We start from the raw sequence: 16,320 nt of genomic DNA on the forward strand, positions 1-16,320 counted from the left end.
GCTCGCTCACCCCGTCTTAGCCCGTAGATTGGCAAGCAGATTTCTTAATCCTTGGAGCGACTGGGCTGTCCCTTCCATCGCGGTTCCGCCTTCGGGAATGTAATGCGTTTCCAGCGTAAATAGACCGGCGTACCCATCTCGATCTAAACCTTGAAAATGCGCTTCATAAGGAACGATGCCTGACCCAATCGGAGTTGCTTTTGGATGACCGGTCTCATTGAACTGAACGTCTTTCAAATGAACATGAGCAATTAGATCACGAATGCTGGAATAACCTTCCGGATAGCTTGATTGGTTACCGTATTGTTCATTTCCCGGATCCCATAAGACGCGTAAAGCAGGCGAATCGACAGCTCCGACAAGTCTGGCAACTTCTGCGGCAAATCCGCCATTGCAGGATGGTTCATTCTCGAGCAAAAGCAGCTTACTGCGGCTTAGGGCTAATGCGGCAGCGCGAATCAAATGCTGCACGATCTCGTCCTCGTGTTGCTCCGGCTCTGTTTCACGCCAGAACGAGAATACTCGAATTCGGTGCGTTCCCAGCTGATCGGCAATGTCCATCGCACGTTCCAGCATCGCGAAATGCTCGGAAACGGTGCGTTCTTCCTGATTAAATCTGTCGCCTTCCGCTACCTGATTGCCCGTGCCTAATGCGCATTTAAATATCGGAGAAGCGATACAGGAAACGAAAAGTCCCCGTCGCTCTGTTTCTGAACGGATAATTGCAAGCTGTTGGTCATTGAACGAGAGAACATTTTGGCCGCTGATGGAACGGATCTCTATATGCTTCAACCCATTTAACACTGTAAAATCCAACGCTTCAATGAAATCCGCTGGCGAGACTTCATCTGTTATAACACCTAACCGATCCTCTATCGAACGTTGCACCGCCTGCTACCTCCTCGTCACCTTGAGCCTGAATTTTGATTCATTCGTTTACTGCCGAGTCAGACAGCGTTGCTTGGGCGGCCGATTGCTGATCCAAGTAGAGCGTCCAATTGGGATGGGAGCGCAGCATTGTGGCTGGAACGAGCGGTGTGATGTCGTTTTCGAGCGTTCGTTTGATGGCATCTGCTTTGACCGCATGCGGTACGCAGGAGAGAATCGTCTTGCTCTTCATAATCTGACGAACACTCATTGTGATCGCCTGAGCGGGTACATCCTCCAAGCTGGCAAACCAGCCTTCTCCGACTTGCTGACGTTTACACGCTTCGTCCAGCTCAACCACGATGTAGGGCTCCTCTGTTTCAAAATTCGCCGGCGGATCATTGAACGCAATATGAGCGTTTTCGCCAATGCCAATCATCGCAAGATCGATCGGAGCCTCTTGAATGACTTCGTTCAACCGCTCGATGGTCTGCTGGATGTCGCCCTCTCCATGAACGAGGTGATACTTTGCCAGATTCACATAACCGATAAAACGTTCCTTTAGGTAAGCTTGAAAGCTGGCGGGATGCGTATCTGCGATTCCTGCATATTCGTCCAAATGGAACATTTCCACCTTGCTCCACTCGACCGGTTGCTTGACGAATGCTTTGAAAAATTCAAATTGCGATGAGCCCGTCGAAAGCAGCAGTCTTGCTCTTCCTTGACGATCAATCGCTTCCTTCAGAATCTGAGCGGCGTGTTCGGCTGCTTCCTCTCCCAATTGCTGCGCATGCTCCAATACTTTAATGTTCATGTAGAGCCTCCTATGGAATTAGTTCGAATAGGTCTGATATACGTACCGCTGTTCCTTCTCTGATCGAGCGATTCGCTGCGAAGCCGATGGCACAAGACATTGCGCCGTCTCGGCTAGTCGCCTGCCTGGAATCACTGGGATCCGATCCATTCATGAGCGCGCGCAGCAATCGTCCATCGCCTCCACCATGATCGCCGGTTTCCTCCTGCAGCGGAACGTCAATCCTCTCCTGGTCTCGATTGAATAACCGGATACGCTGAACAGGTTTACCGGCATAAGGACCGATCGCCCCGTCAAAATAATCCGCTTCCAGTCTCCCCTTCGTTCCCGTAAGCACAATCCGGAAACCTTCGTAAGGCGCATAGGCCGTGAGCGAATAGCTCATCATCGCCCCTTTGGCATAGTTGACGTTAACACTGAGTGTATCTTCAATGTCGATCTCATCGGCGAAAACGCACTGATCGCGGTAGTAGCGGTCCGCTTCCTCGCACTCTAGGTAAAGTGCTTTATAGTTGCCCTGATTCAGATCGATATAAAACTCACAGGTATCGGAGTAGGAACAGCCCGAGCATCTGGTGCCTCGCTCTTCCCGTGTCGGACCGTAGAATCGGGTAGCACCGAACGCATGGACGGTAACGGGTTCATCCTCAAGCAGCCAATTCACGATATCAAAATGATGGGTCGATTTGTGGACGAGCAGCCCGCCGGAATTCACTTTCTTCCGGTGCCATCTGCGAAAATAATCGGCGCCATGTTTCGTATCCAGAAACCACTCGAAATGGACATGCGTCAACGTACCCAGCGCATTTTCCCGGGAAATTTCTTTGAGCCGATTCATGAACGGCATGTACCTGAGGTTGAAGGTAACCGTAACTTGCTTGCCGGTTTGCCGCTCTGTATGTAGGATTTGGTTGCATTTGTGCTCATCAATCGTAAGCGGCTTCTCGGTAATGACATCGCAACCTGCGAGCAGAGCTTGAGTGATGTACAGGTGGTGCGTGCTATCGATGGAAGTGACGATGACCACATCCGGCTTCGCCTCGGCCAACATGGTATCGAAGCTCGTGTACACGGGAAAGTGACCGCCTGTTCGCAATCGCAGCAGCTCTGAGCGCTTCGTGTTTGTGTCATAGACACCGACAATTGTAGCTACATCGGCATAATCCCGTGCAATCGGAACCGCGAACATATAGGTGCCTCTGTTGCCTGCGCCTACGAGGGCGTAGCTTTTCACGAGAGGATGCGCCTCCTTTGCTAGAGAGATCATATTTCAGCGGATGATAAAACTGAAAAACACGCTACGCATGAACAATCAAGAGCAGCTGCGCATGCGAAAACGTCCTCCGATCGCTGTTGTCCCCTTGAATTTCTGAACTTGGATGGCTCAATGGTGAAATTCAGGGTACAAAGGCGAACGCTATCGCTTCTCCAGACTGCTTTCACCTGCTCCGCCAGGGCAATAAATGAACCAAACAAAGGCAACTGCCCAGCCCTAGAAAAAGTCCGTCATGTACGCGGTGCGGCGGGGGATTGCGCGTTCCCATTTGGCAATTTCGGACGGATTGCCGATCAGTCGGCCATTCATGCTTAGCTGGGCAGGTCGCTGGCACCCGATCAGCATGGACGAGAGCGTTTGGATGTCGCAGCCGACTCCTTCAGAGCTGCTGTCTTCAAGCTTTGTGGCCTCTGCGCGCCCGTTGTCGCTGACGGTTATCTCCCATACGCCGCGGTTCCACTCGGCGTGATCGTCGGTGATGCGGACGATTAACTTGTCGGACTCGGCCGTGAATGGATAGAGTTTTATGAACGCTTCAACGTCGACGATGCGGAACATGAAGTTCGCGACAATCTCTTGCTGGAGCTTGGGCTCTGCCATTGCGAAGAGAAAGGGATCGCCGGTAGGTCCGGTAAACTTCAGCCGCGTCACGATAGAGTCATGATTGCCGATGAACTGCCATAAGCCGTTCCTAGCCGAATGATCGAGATAAACGAGTTCATGGATGTTCATGAATCGGTCTTTAATGTCATAAAGCATGTATCCGGCCGGCGCACCGTCCGTTTCGTAATAAACAGCCAAACTGCCCAGCTTACGGTTGAATACATGCTGCCGCCACCATTTCTCATCACGGCGCAGCATGCCGTTATAGTTTGAGCGGGCGTATCGATCGTAGACTTGATTTGCCGTTTGCCAGTCCTCAGCCGACATGCGTTTGACCACTCCGGCCGCCGAACCAAACTTCGGAACAACCGACATATCGAGCGTGTTAACGCTTTGCGTCGAGAAATACTCCCAGCCATATTTGCGATAGAATGCATAGGAGAATGGGTTCAACATGGAGACCGTTTGGCCATTTTCCCTCATCATCTCCAAACTGCGGACGAGCAGTTTACTGACCATCCCCTGCCTGCGCAATTCCGGATAGGAGGCGACATGGGCAATTCCGCCCATTGCCAGCGCTTCTCCTTGTACGTAAATATAGAGCGGAAGTACTGCAAGCTGTGCTGCTAATTGGTCCTCTACGAAGTAACCCAGAAAGTGCTCCATGTTCATTTTGGCTAGACGCTCTTGCACATCGGATTCCGAGAATCGAACGGCAAAAGCTGCCTGAGTAAGCGTAAGCGACTGTCTTGCTTCTTCCTGCTTGATGATTCTGATCATGCTGCTCCCCCTTTGCTTGACGTGCTGGCGGCCGATCTGTCCTGACCAAACTATAACGAAACGATGCATTGCTCGAAACGATCAGTATTTGTAATCATTCATTTTATTTGCATTACCTATAAATTCAGTGAAGTTATGAAAATAAGACCATTGTTCAAACCGCTTTCTTTCTTTAATATAAGAGAAACAGGCTTGAAAACAGACCATGACGGGAGAGGGTTGTTTTCATGAAAATAATCGCTAGGCTGCTGCGGTTCCCCTACACACGTATGAAGTCCCCTTCTCTGTTCTTCTGGCTGCTAATCAGCTACATGACGATTGTGATCCTACTAGTTTCTTTCATTCTTTATTCCGTTTTTTTCTACAGAGGTACGATCAAGGAAGAAGTCATCACCTATAATAATGTCAACTTGAACAACACCATGGAGAACTATGAGTCGAAAATCCAACTGATCGAAAACGCCGTTCTATCCTTCTCACTCAATGAACATATTGCAGCACTCGACAAACCAAACTTTGATTATGTTGCAGGCAGCAAGCTGATCGACGAAATCCAAATTTACCTCGCAAACCAATCGCTTTTTCTGGAGAACATGATTGTCTATTTCAAGAAAAGCAACGTCGCCATTGAAAAAACACGCGGGGCAGACGCTGACGTCATGTTCAAGCGTTATTATGTAAGCAAGACCTACGGTTACGAGTTCTGGCAATCTCAATTCGATAAACTCTACGTGACGAACATATTGCCAAACGACATATTCTCTGAGCTTGAATACAATACCAAACGGGTCAGTGAACGCAAGCTGATTCCAATCATCATTAAGAACCAAACCAACCCCTCTGTTTATATCATCGCTTTAGCCGACGCACAGAAAATGTATAAAGCATTTCATCAATCCATTACCAACGATTTCTACATCCTAGACGACGCGCAGCGCTCATTCTTCACTACCGTCAATGATCAACAAAAACAGTTCCCCGTCTTAGAAGGCAGTCACGGTTATGTGAAGAAGGACTCCAACTATTACTTCTACAAAAAGGGCGAGCTAACCGGACTTACCTACGTCAACGTAATCCCGGATGACAGCATCGTATCGCAGATGAAATGGAATATTACGTTCGTTATGCTGCTCGTACTCTCTATCTTATTTAGTATGCTGGTATCCTTCCTGTTCAGTATGCGATTCAACCGTCCGGTCAAGCAGCTCGTGCAATCGATCCAGCAGCTTACAACCGGATTTCCTTGGCAGAAGCATAGCGGAATCAAGGAATTCGCCTTCATCCAGGAGAGAGTCCGACATCTGCTCGATTCGAATTTTGACATCAGCCAAAATCTGGAGGAGAAGAACTCCCTTCTTCGCCATTATGCCTACATCAATCAACTGAAGAACATACGGAACAACACCAGCTTTTTAAAGGATCTCATCAAAAACAACCAGACTTACCGCGTCGTATTGTTCAAGCTGACCTTCAGGCCGCAGCTGCTTGAGGAAATCGACGATGATGAGGAACGTGCGACCTTATTTATACGCGCCTATATCGATAAAATCTTAACGGAACGCTATCCCGATTCCCTCACGCTGCAGCTCGAAAGCGATCAGCTGTTATCTGTCATCTATTCCGATAATGCCGAAAACACGCTCGCCGAAACACTGGATGGGTTTCGAATCGTGCTCGATTTGGACCGCGCTTACTGTTTCTCCACGATGGCTGTGAGTAAGCGTTATGAACACGCCGACGACTTCAATCTCTCTTTCGAACAGACCAAATCCCTGCTCCAGCATCGTAAATTCAATGATAGGAACCAAGTGCTGTGGGCGGAGACGGAGTCGAGGCTGGTGAACTATTTTCTAATGCCCGCTCAAGAGGAAGAGATCACCGCGAGCTTGAACAATGGCAACGAGTCTCAGCTCGTTCAGTTTATGAAGCGTGAACTTGCCGGACTGCGGAAGAAAGAAGCGACTGAGCATGAAGTGAAAGCTTTCATAAGCATTGTGGTGGACAGAACGAAACGTGCCTATATCGTTAATCATCTGGATACGGAGCTGCTTCAAACCTTGCAATCCCGTTTGCAGCACAGCCATACATTCGAAGAATTGGAACAGTTGTTTGAGGAGTGGCTGCCTTCAATCACCAATCTGATCAAGAGCAAAAAGGAGAAGAAAGATCATATTACGAGCTTCGTGTTCGATTATTTGGAGAATCATTATGCGCATGATATTACGCTAGATATGATGGCGGATAAGCTCAACATCACTAGAAGCTATCTCTCCACCTATTTCAAGGAGAAAACCGGTACCTATTTCGTGGATTACGTCAACTTGATTCGAGTGAGCCGGGCGAAAGAGCTGCTGTCCCGTTCGGATGTCAAAATCCAGGATGCCGCCGCCCGGGTCGGCTACCAAAATATTAATTCGTTCAATCGCATGTTCAAGAAGTTCACTGGCGTCACGCCAAGTGAGTTTCGCAAGGTGGAACGCGTTTGATTCGCCTCCTCCACCTTATACTCATTCAAATAAGTCCGTGCTTAAGTACTTTAAACCGGAATCGTTGATCGTAAGCGCGATTCGTGAGCCGCGTTCCCTTTCTTGCAAAAGCTGCAAAGCAGCAGCGATGTTCGCACCGGAGGAGTAACCTGCGAAGATCCCTTCCTTCTTAGCCAGCTCTCTGGCAGCGGCAATCGCATCCGCGTCTGTAACGGTCAAGTAATCGGTTATCTGTTCTCGATCCAGCAAAGGCAAGTGCATGCTGTATCCGCCGCCCTGGATGCGGTGATTAGGGTTCATTATTGCTCTTCCCGCTAGGTACGGGGCTTGATGAGGTTCAACCAAGTAACATCGGATCGACGGCTTATAACGTTTAAGCGTCTGTGCGCAGCCTGCGAATGTACCGCCGCTCCCGGCGAAATCGACGAACACATCGATTTCGCCTTTTGTTTGTTCCCACATTTCAGCGGCGGTGTGGAATTCGTGAGCATGTGTATTTCCCGGGCGTTCAAATTGATCCGCTCGGAAAGCACCTTTCTCGCTTACGATTCTTCGCGTTTCCGCCTCTACGAGGGCTAGGCTTTCTCCTGAAACCTGCCCCGGAGCAGAGCCCGGAGCCTGGTCAACTAATACAACCTCAGCGCCAAGCGCCATCATCATGCGAGCTCGTTCGTAGGAATTGCCTCGCGACATGACCGCGATAAACGGATACCCCTTCACCGCGCATACGATAGCAAGTCCCGTGCCCGTATTGCCGCTGGTTAGCTCGACGACGGTCTGCCCCGGCTGCAGGCTGCCGTCCCGCTCGGCTTCCTCGATGATTTGCAGCGCGATTCGGTCCTTCTTGCTGAAGCCGGGGTTCAAATACTCCAGCTTCGCATAGATCGTCCCTTCGAAGCCGGAAGTCAGCCGAGACAGATGAACCATAGGCGTATTGCCGATCGCTTGATGAACGCCGCTCAACAATTGTCCTCTCATCGCTTCGTTGTACCTCCGTGGAGTGGATTTTTCATAGGGTCTTGCCAGCTCTCGACGACTACGAAGTCCCCCTGCTCCAGCACTTGCAGCAGATCGGGGATGTCGAATGCGAGCAGCAGCCCCGGAACGATGATGCCGGATTCGTATCGGTGCGAATCCGCTTCCGCAAACGCCCGGAAGCTTTCCAGTAAGCCTGCCGCATGCAGCCCATGGCAATCGCCGCTCAGCACGGCAGCATATAGGGCCGTAAGCGCATGCTCTTCCTGCCCATATAGCGTAATTTCCGCCCGTTCATAGCCGGGCGTTCGCTTCAAGCCGCTAATCGCGGCAAGTACATCCGCGACCCGCATCCCTTGCAGCGATCGGCCCAGCATTCTGGCATTATAGCCGCTCGCCTTCTCCGGCTCGAACATGCCGAAGGTGCATGAGGGCTCCATCGCGGCAGGACCCGTGCCCCGCGGATAGATCGCAAGCATCGCATCGTATCCGGCCTCGCGGGCTTGCTCGAGTCCCTGCCCGCTGATGCCGCCTACAGCGAGGCAAACACGAGCGAGATCTCGCCGATCCGTGAAGAAGTGCACGGTTCCTGTAAGCGGCATGCCTTCTTCGGACTCGAATGCGACCGCCCCGGTTTCGTCGATGGCCAACGGCTCGGCTTTCATCGCGCTATCAGCCGGCAGCTGCAGCAGCTCTCTCAGCTGCTCGCGAACCTCCGGCAGCTGCAGTTGCCGCTCAAGAGGAAGCTGAAGCAGCCGGTCCCTGATCATGCTCGGCAACGTCCTGCCGAACGAGGCTCCGGCATCGCCGCCTTGCAAGCACAACAGATCCGCTTCCGTCGGCAGCCGCTCGTAATCAATCCCTTTGTCCGTCACGAAGTCGACTTCAAAGACGCGGCAGAAGAATCGGAGCACCTGTTCCCGCGTATCGTGCCAGAATCCGTGGCCTTTCATCGCGACGTACAGCTCCAATTGATCCTCCGCTTCGAGCAGCCGGTACATCTTCTTCGATTCAATGAACGCATCGCGCACGCCGTCGATCGGGAAGAAATCGAACATGGCTGCGCCGATCAAATACGGCTTCGGCGCCGCAGCCGTCACGAGATCGCTATGGTCGAGTCCGCGCGCCATAAAGCCGGGCAAGCATTGCTCCGCATCCTGCGCCATGATCCGGTAGAGCAGCGAGCGCAGCTCCGTAATGTAGCAGCAAGGCGCAACCGCCTTGATTCGGTCGTCGTAGGCGCCCATATAAGCGGACATCGTGCCGCCGCCGGAATTGCCGGTTACGCCGACGCGTTCCGCATCCACTTCCTGCCTGGATAGCAGGTACGTCAACGCGGCGATATTGTCGCGCATCATATACGCACCTAGATGCTCGCCCAGCAAGCTGAGCTTCTCGTCCAGGAAGCAGTGGGCGGCGACCGCGTCCATCCACTTCCCGCCGTCGTTTCCGTCCGCTTGCGGCACGCGCCTCTCCCCTTGCCCGATCGGGTCGATCGTCAATACGCAGAAGCCGTTCATGACCGCTTCGACGCAGAACGAAACATAAGATTCGTACGCTTTTCCTTCGTTCGCATGGCCGTTAAACAACAGCACCGCAGGCAGCGGACCGCTTCTCTGCTTCGGATAATAGAAGCTACCGGTTGCGAAGAGCCCCGGAACCGTTTCGATACAGACCTTGTCAATCAAGTAACTGCCTTGATCGAGTGATCCCGTTACCTTTGCGTTTTCGGCAGCCTGAGGTAGCGGACCGACGGACGCTTGAAAAGCTTCCCGAATCTGCTGCCGATACGCCAATGCCCCTTCTCTGTCGTTCACTTGCTTAAGCGCGGTCTTTCTTTTGACCAAATAATCCGCGTTTAACCGGTCCAAATAACGCCGGAACGGATGGCTGTGATACAACTCGATATTCGGATAATCGTCGATATAAGACAGCTCCCGCCTACGATTTGCCTGTTCTTCCTGCAATGAGGATGTACGCATAGTCATCTCCTTTCGCCTTTCGTTTGTCGCGGGCCGATGATAAAGAGGGAGAGAGTTTCCTCTCTCCCTCGCATTTGGAAGGCTTATTTCCACTCGCCCGCGATACCATTGTCAGTAAGCTGACGATTGACATCGTCGATGATTTCCTTACCGCCTGCGTTCATATATTCCTGTACCATTTTATCCCAGTCGTTAATTGATTCCTGGCCTACGATCATCTTCGTCGTATGTTCGGCTACGACTTGATCCAGCTCGGATACTTTCGCGTACAGCAAGTCGGAGTGAATGCGGTTGACCGGATCCAAATACGTCTTCGTCGTCTTCAGCAGATCGACCGCCGATTGCACGAACCCTTTCGTGAACGGATCCTGCAGCACCATAGCCGGCTGCGTATCTTCATCCGTAGGCGCCCAGTAGCGAATACCTAGATATGTCGTAGGCATCTCGCTGAATGCGCCGTCTATGTCGAGGGCAATGCCATTCTCCATATTGTAGCCTTTACCTACGCCGCCGTTCTGCCAGTCAAATTCCGCATTTTGATCGTTGCGCTGATCGACCGGAATGAACGTCATGAAGTAATTGATCATTTCAAGAATGCGATCGATTTTCTCCGGATCATCTGCTAGCTTCGCATTCAAGCTGTGCAGCTCGTAATAGCCCGGCAAGCCCATGAACCCTTGTTGGCCGTCATCCTGTGCAAACGGAGGAATGACCGCGAGTTCCGCTGTCGGATTCGTTTCCTTCAGCGTTTTGAAGCGCGTTTCGGAAATATCGTAAGGCTGCTCGTAGAAGATGCCGACTTTGCCGGCGAAGAAATCTTTACGAACGTCAGCCGATTTCGTAACGGCCCAGTCCTTGCTGATCGCGCCTTCTTTATACAAAGCGTTCAAGAGCGTAACCTGCTTCTTGAAGCCTTCGGAGATGTTGCCCGGAATTAACTGGCCGCTCTCGTTCTTGTTATACCAGCCGCTGTCCCACTCCGCACCCATCCATGCACCGTAAACGATGGACTTGGCGAGGCCCAGACCGAGCGTATCATTCTTGCCGTTCTTGTCCGGATCGTCCTTCGCGAATGCGATCGCCACTTTCTGCAATTCATCGTAAGTCGTTGGCATCGACAGGCCGAGGTTGTTCAGCCAGTCTTGGCGGATGATCGGCTTCTTGCCGTATTTGGCAGGGAAGTAATTCGGAATTCCGTAAATCTTGCCGTCGACCGTCACGGCATCCCAGACGCTCTTAGGAATGTTCTTGATCGCATCGTATTTGTCGATATAATCGTTCAGCGGAAGGAATGCGCCTTGCTTCGCCCATTTGACGAAGTTGGCGTCAACGCCTTCCATGCCGATAACATCAGGCAGATCGCCGGCCGCCATGACGACTGGAAGCTTGTTCGCATACTCGTCATACGGTACGAATTGCGATTTCAGATTAATGTTGAACTTCTCGTTGATCATCTTGGCGCCGTTGCCGTTCGGGTCCGGAAGCGGGCTGGCCCACGTGCCTTGAATGGTGCTGATTTCGAAATTTTTCTTTTCTTCGGCAGCAGGCTGCTGGTTCGTTGCTGCTGGTTCGTTCTCCGTTGTCGTCGTAGCCGGCGTATTGCTGGAGTCGGTTTGTTCCGAGGTATTTGCAGGTTTGTTAGTATTGCCGTTTGAGCCGCCGCATCCGGTGAGCCCGGTAATGATACTTATGGCTGCCAACAACGTCACGAGCTTTTTCGTTTTCATGTCTAGCCCCTCCCTAGTATCCTTCTTAATGGTATGCCGAATCTGGTCGTCATTACAATCCTGCATTTTAACCTTTGACCGAGCCCAGCATCACCCCCTTGGCAAAATGCTTTTGCAGAAACGGATATACGAGCAGAATCGGAATCGTCGCCAAAATGATGGCGGCCATGCCGATCGTCTCCGGCGGCGGCAAGTGGGCGGATCTCGCGGCTTCGCGAGCGGCGCTCGCAAGGGTGTTGGCCGCATCGTCGAGTATGACGATTTGCCTCAAGATGACCTGCACGGTCCATTTTGCCGGATCATTCAAGTACAAGATGGCCGTGAAGTAGGTGTTCCATTGACCGACCGCGTAGAATAAGCCGAAGGCGGCGAGCGCCGGTTTGGACAGCGGGAGAATGATGCGCGTATAGATTTGCCAATCGTTCGCGCCGTCGATGACGGCGGCTTCGTTCAGCTCCTCCGGAATGCTCATGAAGAATTGGCGCATGACGATTAAGTTAAAGGAGCTGATCGCGTCCGGGATGATGAGCGACCAGTAGGAATCAATGAGCCCTGTCGCTTTGACGATCAAATACGTCGGAATCATCCCAGCGCCGAAGATGAAGGTAAACAGGACAAGGAACAGATAGAATCGTTGTCCCCACAGCCTTCTGGTCAACGCGAAAGCCATCGTGGACGTGAGGAGCAGGCTCACGATCGAGCCGACGATCGTAATGTACACCGTTACGCCGATCGACCGGATAAATTCTTTGGAGTCGAAGATGAACCGGTACGCATCGAGCACCCAATGTTTCGGGAACAGCAGAAGCTCGGTATTCATGAACTCCTCATAGGAAGAGAACGAAACCGCGGTAATGTAATAGAACGGAAATACCATCACTAACGACAGCACCACCAGCAGCAATAAATTGATGCCATCGGTTATGCGATCCGACAACGTTCGCTTGATCGGCATGGCTCGCCAGCTCCTCCCTTAGATTAAAATACGCCGTCTTCGCCGAACTTCTTGGCAATTTTATTAGCCACTAGAATAAGTACCAGTCCGATAAGCCCTTTAAACAATCCGACCGCCGTACCGAAGCTGAAATCCGATTGCTGTATACCTTTGAAGTATACGAACGTATCCAGCACGTTTCCGACGTCCATCGTGAACGGATTCAGCATGAGGAAGATTTGCGTAAAACCGGAATCCAGCACGCTGCCGAGCCTCAGAATCAACAGAATGATAATCGTGCCCCGAATGGCCGGGAGCGAAATATGCCATAGCTGACGCCATCTGTTCGCGCCATCCACAATCGCCGCTTCGTATAAGGTCGGATTTACGCCGGCTAGCGCAGCCAGGAAAATAATCGTGCCCCAGCCCGCTTCCTTCCAGATGACCTCGAGCACGATGAGCGGCATAAACCATCCCGGCTGCTGCAGAAACGGAATCGCCTCCATTCCGAAGGCCATGTTCAACCCCGTATTGACGATGCCTTCCGTCTTCAGGAAAATCGTCACGATGCCCACGACGACGACCCAAGACAGGAAGTGCGGCAAATAAACGACGGATTGAATGATCCGCTTTACCCTTTGGTTCTTCACCTCATTGAGCATCAATGCGAGCACGATCGGCACCGGGAATGCAAAGGCGATTTGCAGAAAAGAAAGCCAGAGCGTGTTCCACAGCACCCGGATCACTTCCGCATCCTCAAAGATTCGTTTAAAATGCTTCAGCCCTACCCATTCGCTATCAATAAAGCCTTTAAACGGGCTGTAATCCTCGAATGCGATAATGTTGCCCAGCATCGGGACATACCGGAACCAAATGAAGTACAAGAGCCCCGGCAGCAAGAGTAGAAATCCATAGCGCTCTCGGAATAAACGCGAGGCAAGCGACTTGGCAGGCACTTTTTTACTCTTGATTACGGTTTTGCCGGCTTCCACGGATGTTGTTGCCATGCTGCTTCTCCTCCCTGCTTCGATTTCGATCGTATCTATTGTTTGATATAACGGATGAATTGCGGGAACGCGATTTCCGGCTCTTCGATCTCCGGCACCCATCGTTTCTCCCACTCGAAGGACAGCCAGCCCTTGTACCCTTTCTCAGCAAGAAGCCTGACGCATTCGCGGATCGGTACGTCGCCTTCGCCGGCGAGCGTAATTTGACTGTGCATGTCCGCGCCTTTCGTATCTTTGATATGCGTATGTTTAATGTAGCGTTCTAACCGTTCATAGGTGACGTCAAGCGGTTCTCCGTCTCCGTACTTATAGGGATTGTTAATGTCCCAGAGCACGCCGAGCGCGCTGCTGCCTGCTTGATCGATCACTTCCAGCATGGTGCGGGAATCCGAGAAATCGCCGTGCGTTTCCATTAATACGCAAACTCCCTTGCCTTCCGCATGGCGGCAAACCGCCTGCCAGCCTTTGGCAACCTGCGCAATCGTTTCTTCGCGGGCGTCTTTGTTCGGAATCGCATCCCCGAATACCCGGATGTAGGGCGCGCCTAGCTTGACCGCCAAATCCACTGCTGCTTTTCCTTCTTCAATGGAAGCTTCGAGCTTCGCCGGGTCGTGAAAAACGCAGGACGTATCCAGGCAAATGATTTCCAGGCCGTGTTCCTTTAGTTGGTTCATGGACTGCTCGATAGTTGCCGGCAGAAACGGCGTACATTTATGAAGCGCCATTTCCGCTTCGATGCCGCGGACTTCAATGCCGTCGAACCCAAGCTCGGATGCTTCTTTCAAAATTTTCTCCCAGCTCCAAGTCGGACAGCCCAGCGTGGAAAATGCCACTTTCATCGACTAGCCTCCCATTCGTTTCGCCATCGTCTCGCTTTCGCTGATTCCAATGTAACGGATGTCGGATAGCTATGAAAATTGCTGCTTTTTTCACTAGTTCATTTATTTTGTGCTGGCCGTAAAATTCGTGAAGAACTGAAAAAAGCGACTAGTAAAGATACGGTAAATTCGTGAACCATGCGAAATTTCTACAGTTTCCCTTTGCCTTTCTAAGGCGCACAATTAGGATAGCGGTTATATAGAAGGAGTTGATCCAATATGAAGCTTTCGGTGTGGGCCGTGAATGACGGCGAGAAGGTGTTGAAGGAAGATTTGGCGAATCCGAATAAAAAGGGAAACAGCGTATGGGATGGCAGCACGATTCGTTTGTTCGGGGCAAGGAACGAGACGGTCGCGTTCCAGGTTATCGTAGAAGCAGGCAGCACGGAGGTTACCGGGCTCTGTGTCGAAATGTCCGAGCTTGTTCATGCGGAGTTCGGAGAATGCCGAATGGAAAATGCCGCTTTGCTCGATGAAGATCCCTCCAATTCCGTTGGCCGGCGTATCGAAGTGTTCACGCAGCATTATTTATACGTCTCCCCCGATCTCGGAACGGCGCCTCAATGGTTCTATGCGGAATCCGCTCCCCCGCTTCATCGCTCCGGCTGGATACCGGATGCGCTTATTCCCGCAGATGCCAAGCCGGGGCTTGGCGGGCAACCCGTGCACATGACGCCCCGCTCCAACCAAGGCTTCTGGATCGATGTGTATGTTCCGCGCGATGCATCGTTGAAACCGGGGATTTACCTTGGTGCGGTGACCGTGCGGTGCGGCGAGGAGCTGGTCGCGAAGCTGCCGGTCGAGCTGCAGCTCTATGATTTTGCGCTGCCGGACGAGAATCACTCGGTCACCTTTGTGTATGCAAACGAAATCGAAGAATACTTCCCGGATACACCTGATATTCGGGATCGGCTTCGCAGAATGTCGCATCGCCATCGGTTCGATTTGGTTGGCTCGGATGTGCACAACAATCGTTTTGACGCTGCGATGATGGAACAATATGCGCCTTACCTCGATGGATCGTTCTTTACCAGAGAGAACGGCTATGAAGGCCCGGGCGAGCATGTAGGTGAAGGGGTATTTCCGGTCGGGATGTACGGAGGTAAAGTGCTCGGGAGTGTGCCGGCGGAAATTCAGCGCGAAGCGGACAAGTGGGTGGATTATTTTGAAAGTTTGAAGTGGCCCGGCGTTTATTTCTGTTATTTAATAGATGAGCCGCTCCCGGCGAAATACGAGTGGATTAATGCACAGGCGACAACCATCCATGATTCCGCAGGTTCCGGCAGCAAATTACCACTCTTAACGACGCGTAGATTCACGCCGGAAATCGAGGCTGCCATCGACATCTGGTGCGCTCATAAGATCGATCCTGTTTCCGTCCGGAAATGTGAGGAAACCGGAGATAAGCTGTGGTTCTACAATGGCTACCGTCCCTATCATGGGTCGCTCATTCTGGAATCGGAAGCAGTCGATATGCGCGTGAATGCTTGGCTGCGCTGGCGTTATGGCATTGAAGGGTATTTCATCTGGCATGGCACGCACTGGCGCCATAACCATCAAGGCCCGCGCGGTCGCTGGAATCAGAATGTGTTTCAATATCCGGTTACGTTCATGTATGTAGCCCAAAATGAGGCTGCTTATTACGGGGATGACGGTGTCCACTTCGGCAATGGCGACGGAATATTATTCTATCCCGGACGCGATCCGTTCTTCCGCGAACAGGATCGGGGCATTAACGGACCGATTAGCTCCATTCGGATGAAGAACCTCCGCAGAGGGATTCAGGATTATGAATATTTATGGCTTGCCTCGCAGCGCGGCAACCGTGGAGCGGCGGATGCGATCGCCAAGGAAGCCGTTCCGACCGGCATGCATGAAACGATTGCGGATGGGCAAGCCTCATGGTCGTCACGCGGGAGTGACTGGGACAGCTACCGGAGGAAAACGGCTGAGTTGATTGTTGCTTCGGCGATTGAGTTGAAATAGCAGCA

Annotated in this window: 12 protein-coding genes; 2 read left to right on the forward strand and 10 right to left on the reverse strand. The window is 51.9% G+C overall.

Going from position 1 to position 16,320, the window contains the following annotated elements; translation table 11 throughout:
- Positions 1 to 6 precede the first annotated feature (6 nt).
- From AC6ESO_RS21175 to AC6ESO_RS21190, 4 genes are all read right to left on the reverse strand, one after another.
- On the reverse strand, positions 7 to 888 hold the full coding sequence (locus AC6ESO_RS21175; RefSeq protein WP_497093118.1) for a sugar phosphate isomerase/epimerase family protein: 882 nt from the start codon (positions 886 to 888) through the stop codon (positions 7 to 9).
- Positions 889 to 928: 40 nt separating this feature from the next.
- Complete coding sequence (locus tag AC6ESO_RS21180; protein ID WP_497093119.1) at positions 929 to 1,681, reverse strand: glucosamine-6-phosphate deaminase; 753 nt, start codon at positions 1,679 to 1,681, stop codon at positions 929 to 931.
- Positions 1,682 to 1,691: 10 nt separating this feature from the next.
- A complete protein-coding gene (locus tag AC6ESO_RS21185) occupies positions 1,692 to 2,915 on the reverse strand; it encodes a Gfo/Idh/MocA family protein (protein WP_497093120.1) in 1,224 nt (407 codons plus the stop codon).
- A 258-nt stretch (positions 2,916 to 3,173) separates the two neighbouring features.
- Entirely contained in the window at positions 3,174 to 4,340 is a 1,167-nt protein-coding gene (locus AC6ESO_RS21190) for a GNAT family N-acetyltransferase (RefSeq protein WP_497093121.1), read from the reverse strand.
- Between the two features lie 227 nt (positions 4,341 to 4,567).
- Here AC6ESO_RS21190 and AC6ESO_RS21195 point away from each other — a divergent pair, with 227 nt between their 5' ends.
- On the forward strand, positions 4,568 to 6,826 hold the full coding sequence (locus tag AC6ESO_RS21195; protein ID WP_497093122.1) for a helix-turn-helix domain-containing protein: 2,259 nt from the start codon (positions 4,568 to 4,570) through the stop codon (positions 6,824 to 6,826).
- A gap of 21 nt (positions 6,827 to 6,847) precedes the next feature.
- Here AC6ESO_RS21195 and AC6ESO_RS21200 read toward each other — a convergent pair whose 3' ends face one another.
- The 6 genes from AC6ESO_RS21200 to AC6ESO_RS21225 all read right to left on the reverse strand — a co-directional run bounded on the left by AC6ESO_RS21200 (position 6,848) and on the right by AC6ESO_RS21225 (position 14,290).
- Positions 6,848 to 7,804 carry a PLP-dependent cysteine synthase family protein gene (locus AC6ESO_RS21200; protein WP_497093123.1) on the reverse strand — a complete coding sequence of 319 codons (957 nt, stop codon included), beginning with the start codon at positions 7,802 to 7,804 and terminating at the stop codon, positions 6,848 to 6,850.
- On the reverse strand, positions 7,801 to 9,783 hold the full coding sequence (locus tag AC6ESO_RS21205) for an alpha/beta hydrolase family protein (RefSeq protein WP_497093124.1): 1,983 nt from the start codon (positions 9,781 to 9,783) through the stop codon (positions 7,801 to 7,803). Before AC6ESO_RS21205 ends, AC6ESO_RS21200 begins: the two co-directional genes overlap by 4 nt.
- Positions 9,784 to 9,866: 83 nt before the next feature.
- On the reverse strand, positions 9,867 to 11,510 hold the full coding sequence (locus AC6ESO_RS21210) for an extracellular solute-binding protein (protein ID WP_497093125.1): 1,644 nt from the start codon (positions 11,508 to 11,510) through the stop codon (positions 9,867 to 9,869).
- Positions 11,511 to 11,577: 67 nt separating this feature from the next.
- On the reverse strand, positions 11,578 to 12,465 hold the full coding sequence (locus AC6ESO_RS21215) for a carbohydrate ABC transporter permease (RefSeq protein WP_497093126.1): 888 nt from the start codon (positions 12,463 to 12,465) through the stop codon (positions 11,578 to 11,580).
- 23 nt (positions 12,466 to 12,488) lie between these two features.
- Positions 12,489 to 13,451 carry an ABC transporter permease gene (locus AC6ESO_RS21220; RefSeq protein WP_497093127.1) on the reverse strand — a complete coding sequence of 321 codons (963 nt, stop codon included), beginning with the start codon at positions 13,449 to 13,451 and terminating at the stop codon, positions 12,489 to 12,491.
- Positions 13,452 to 13,486: 35 nt separating this feature from the next.
- Complete coding sequence (locus AC6ESO_RS21225) at positions 13,487 to 14,290, reverse strand: sugar phosphate isomerase/epimerase family protein (protein WP_497093128.1); 804 nt, start codon at positions 14,288 to 14,290, stop codon at positions 13,487 to 13,489.
- 258 nt (positions 14,291 to 14,548) lie between these two features.
- On the opposite strand from AC6ESO_RS21225, the gene AC6ESO_RS21230 reads away from it, so the two are divergent.
- Positions 14,549 to 16,315: a DUF4091 domain-containing protein gene (locus tag AC6ESO_RS21230; protein WP_497093129.1), complete on the forward strand. Its 1,767-nt coding sequence runs from the start codon at positions 14,549 to 14,551 to the stop codon at positions 16,313 to 16,315.
- Positions 16,316 to 16,320 lie beyond the last annotated feature (5 nt).

This window comes from Paenibacillus rhizoryzae (assembly GCF_059686995.1).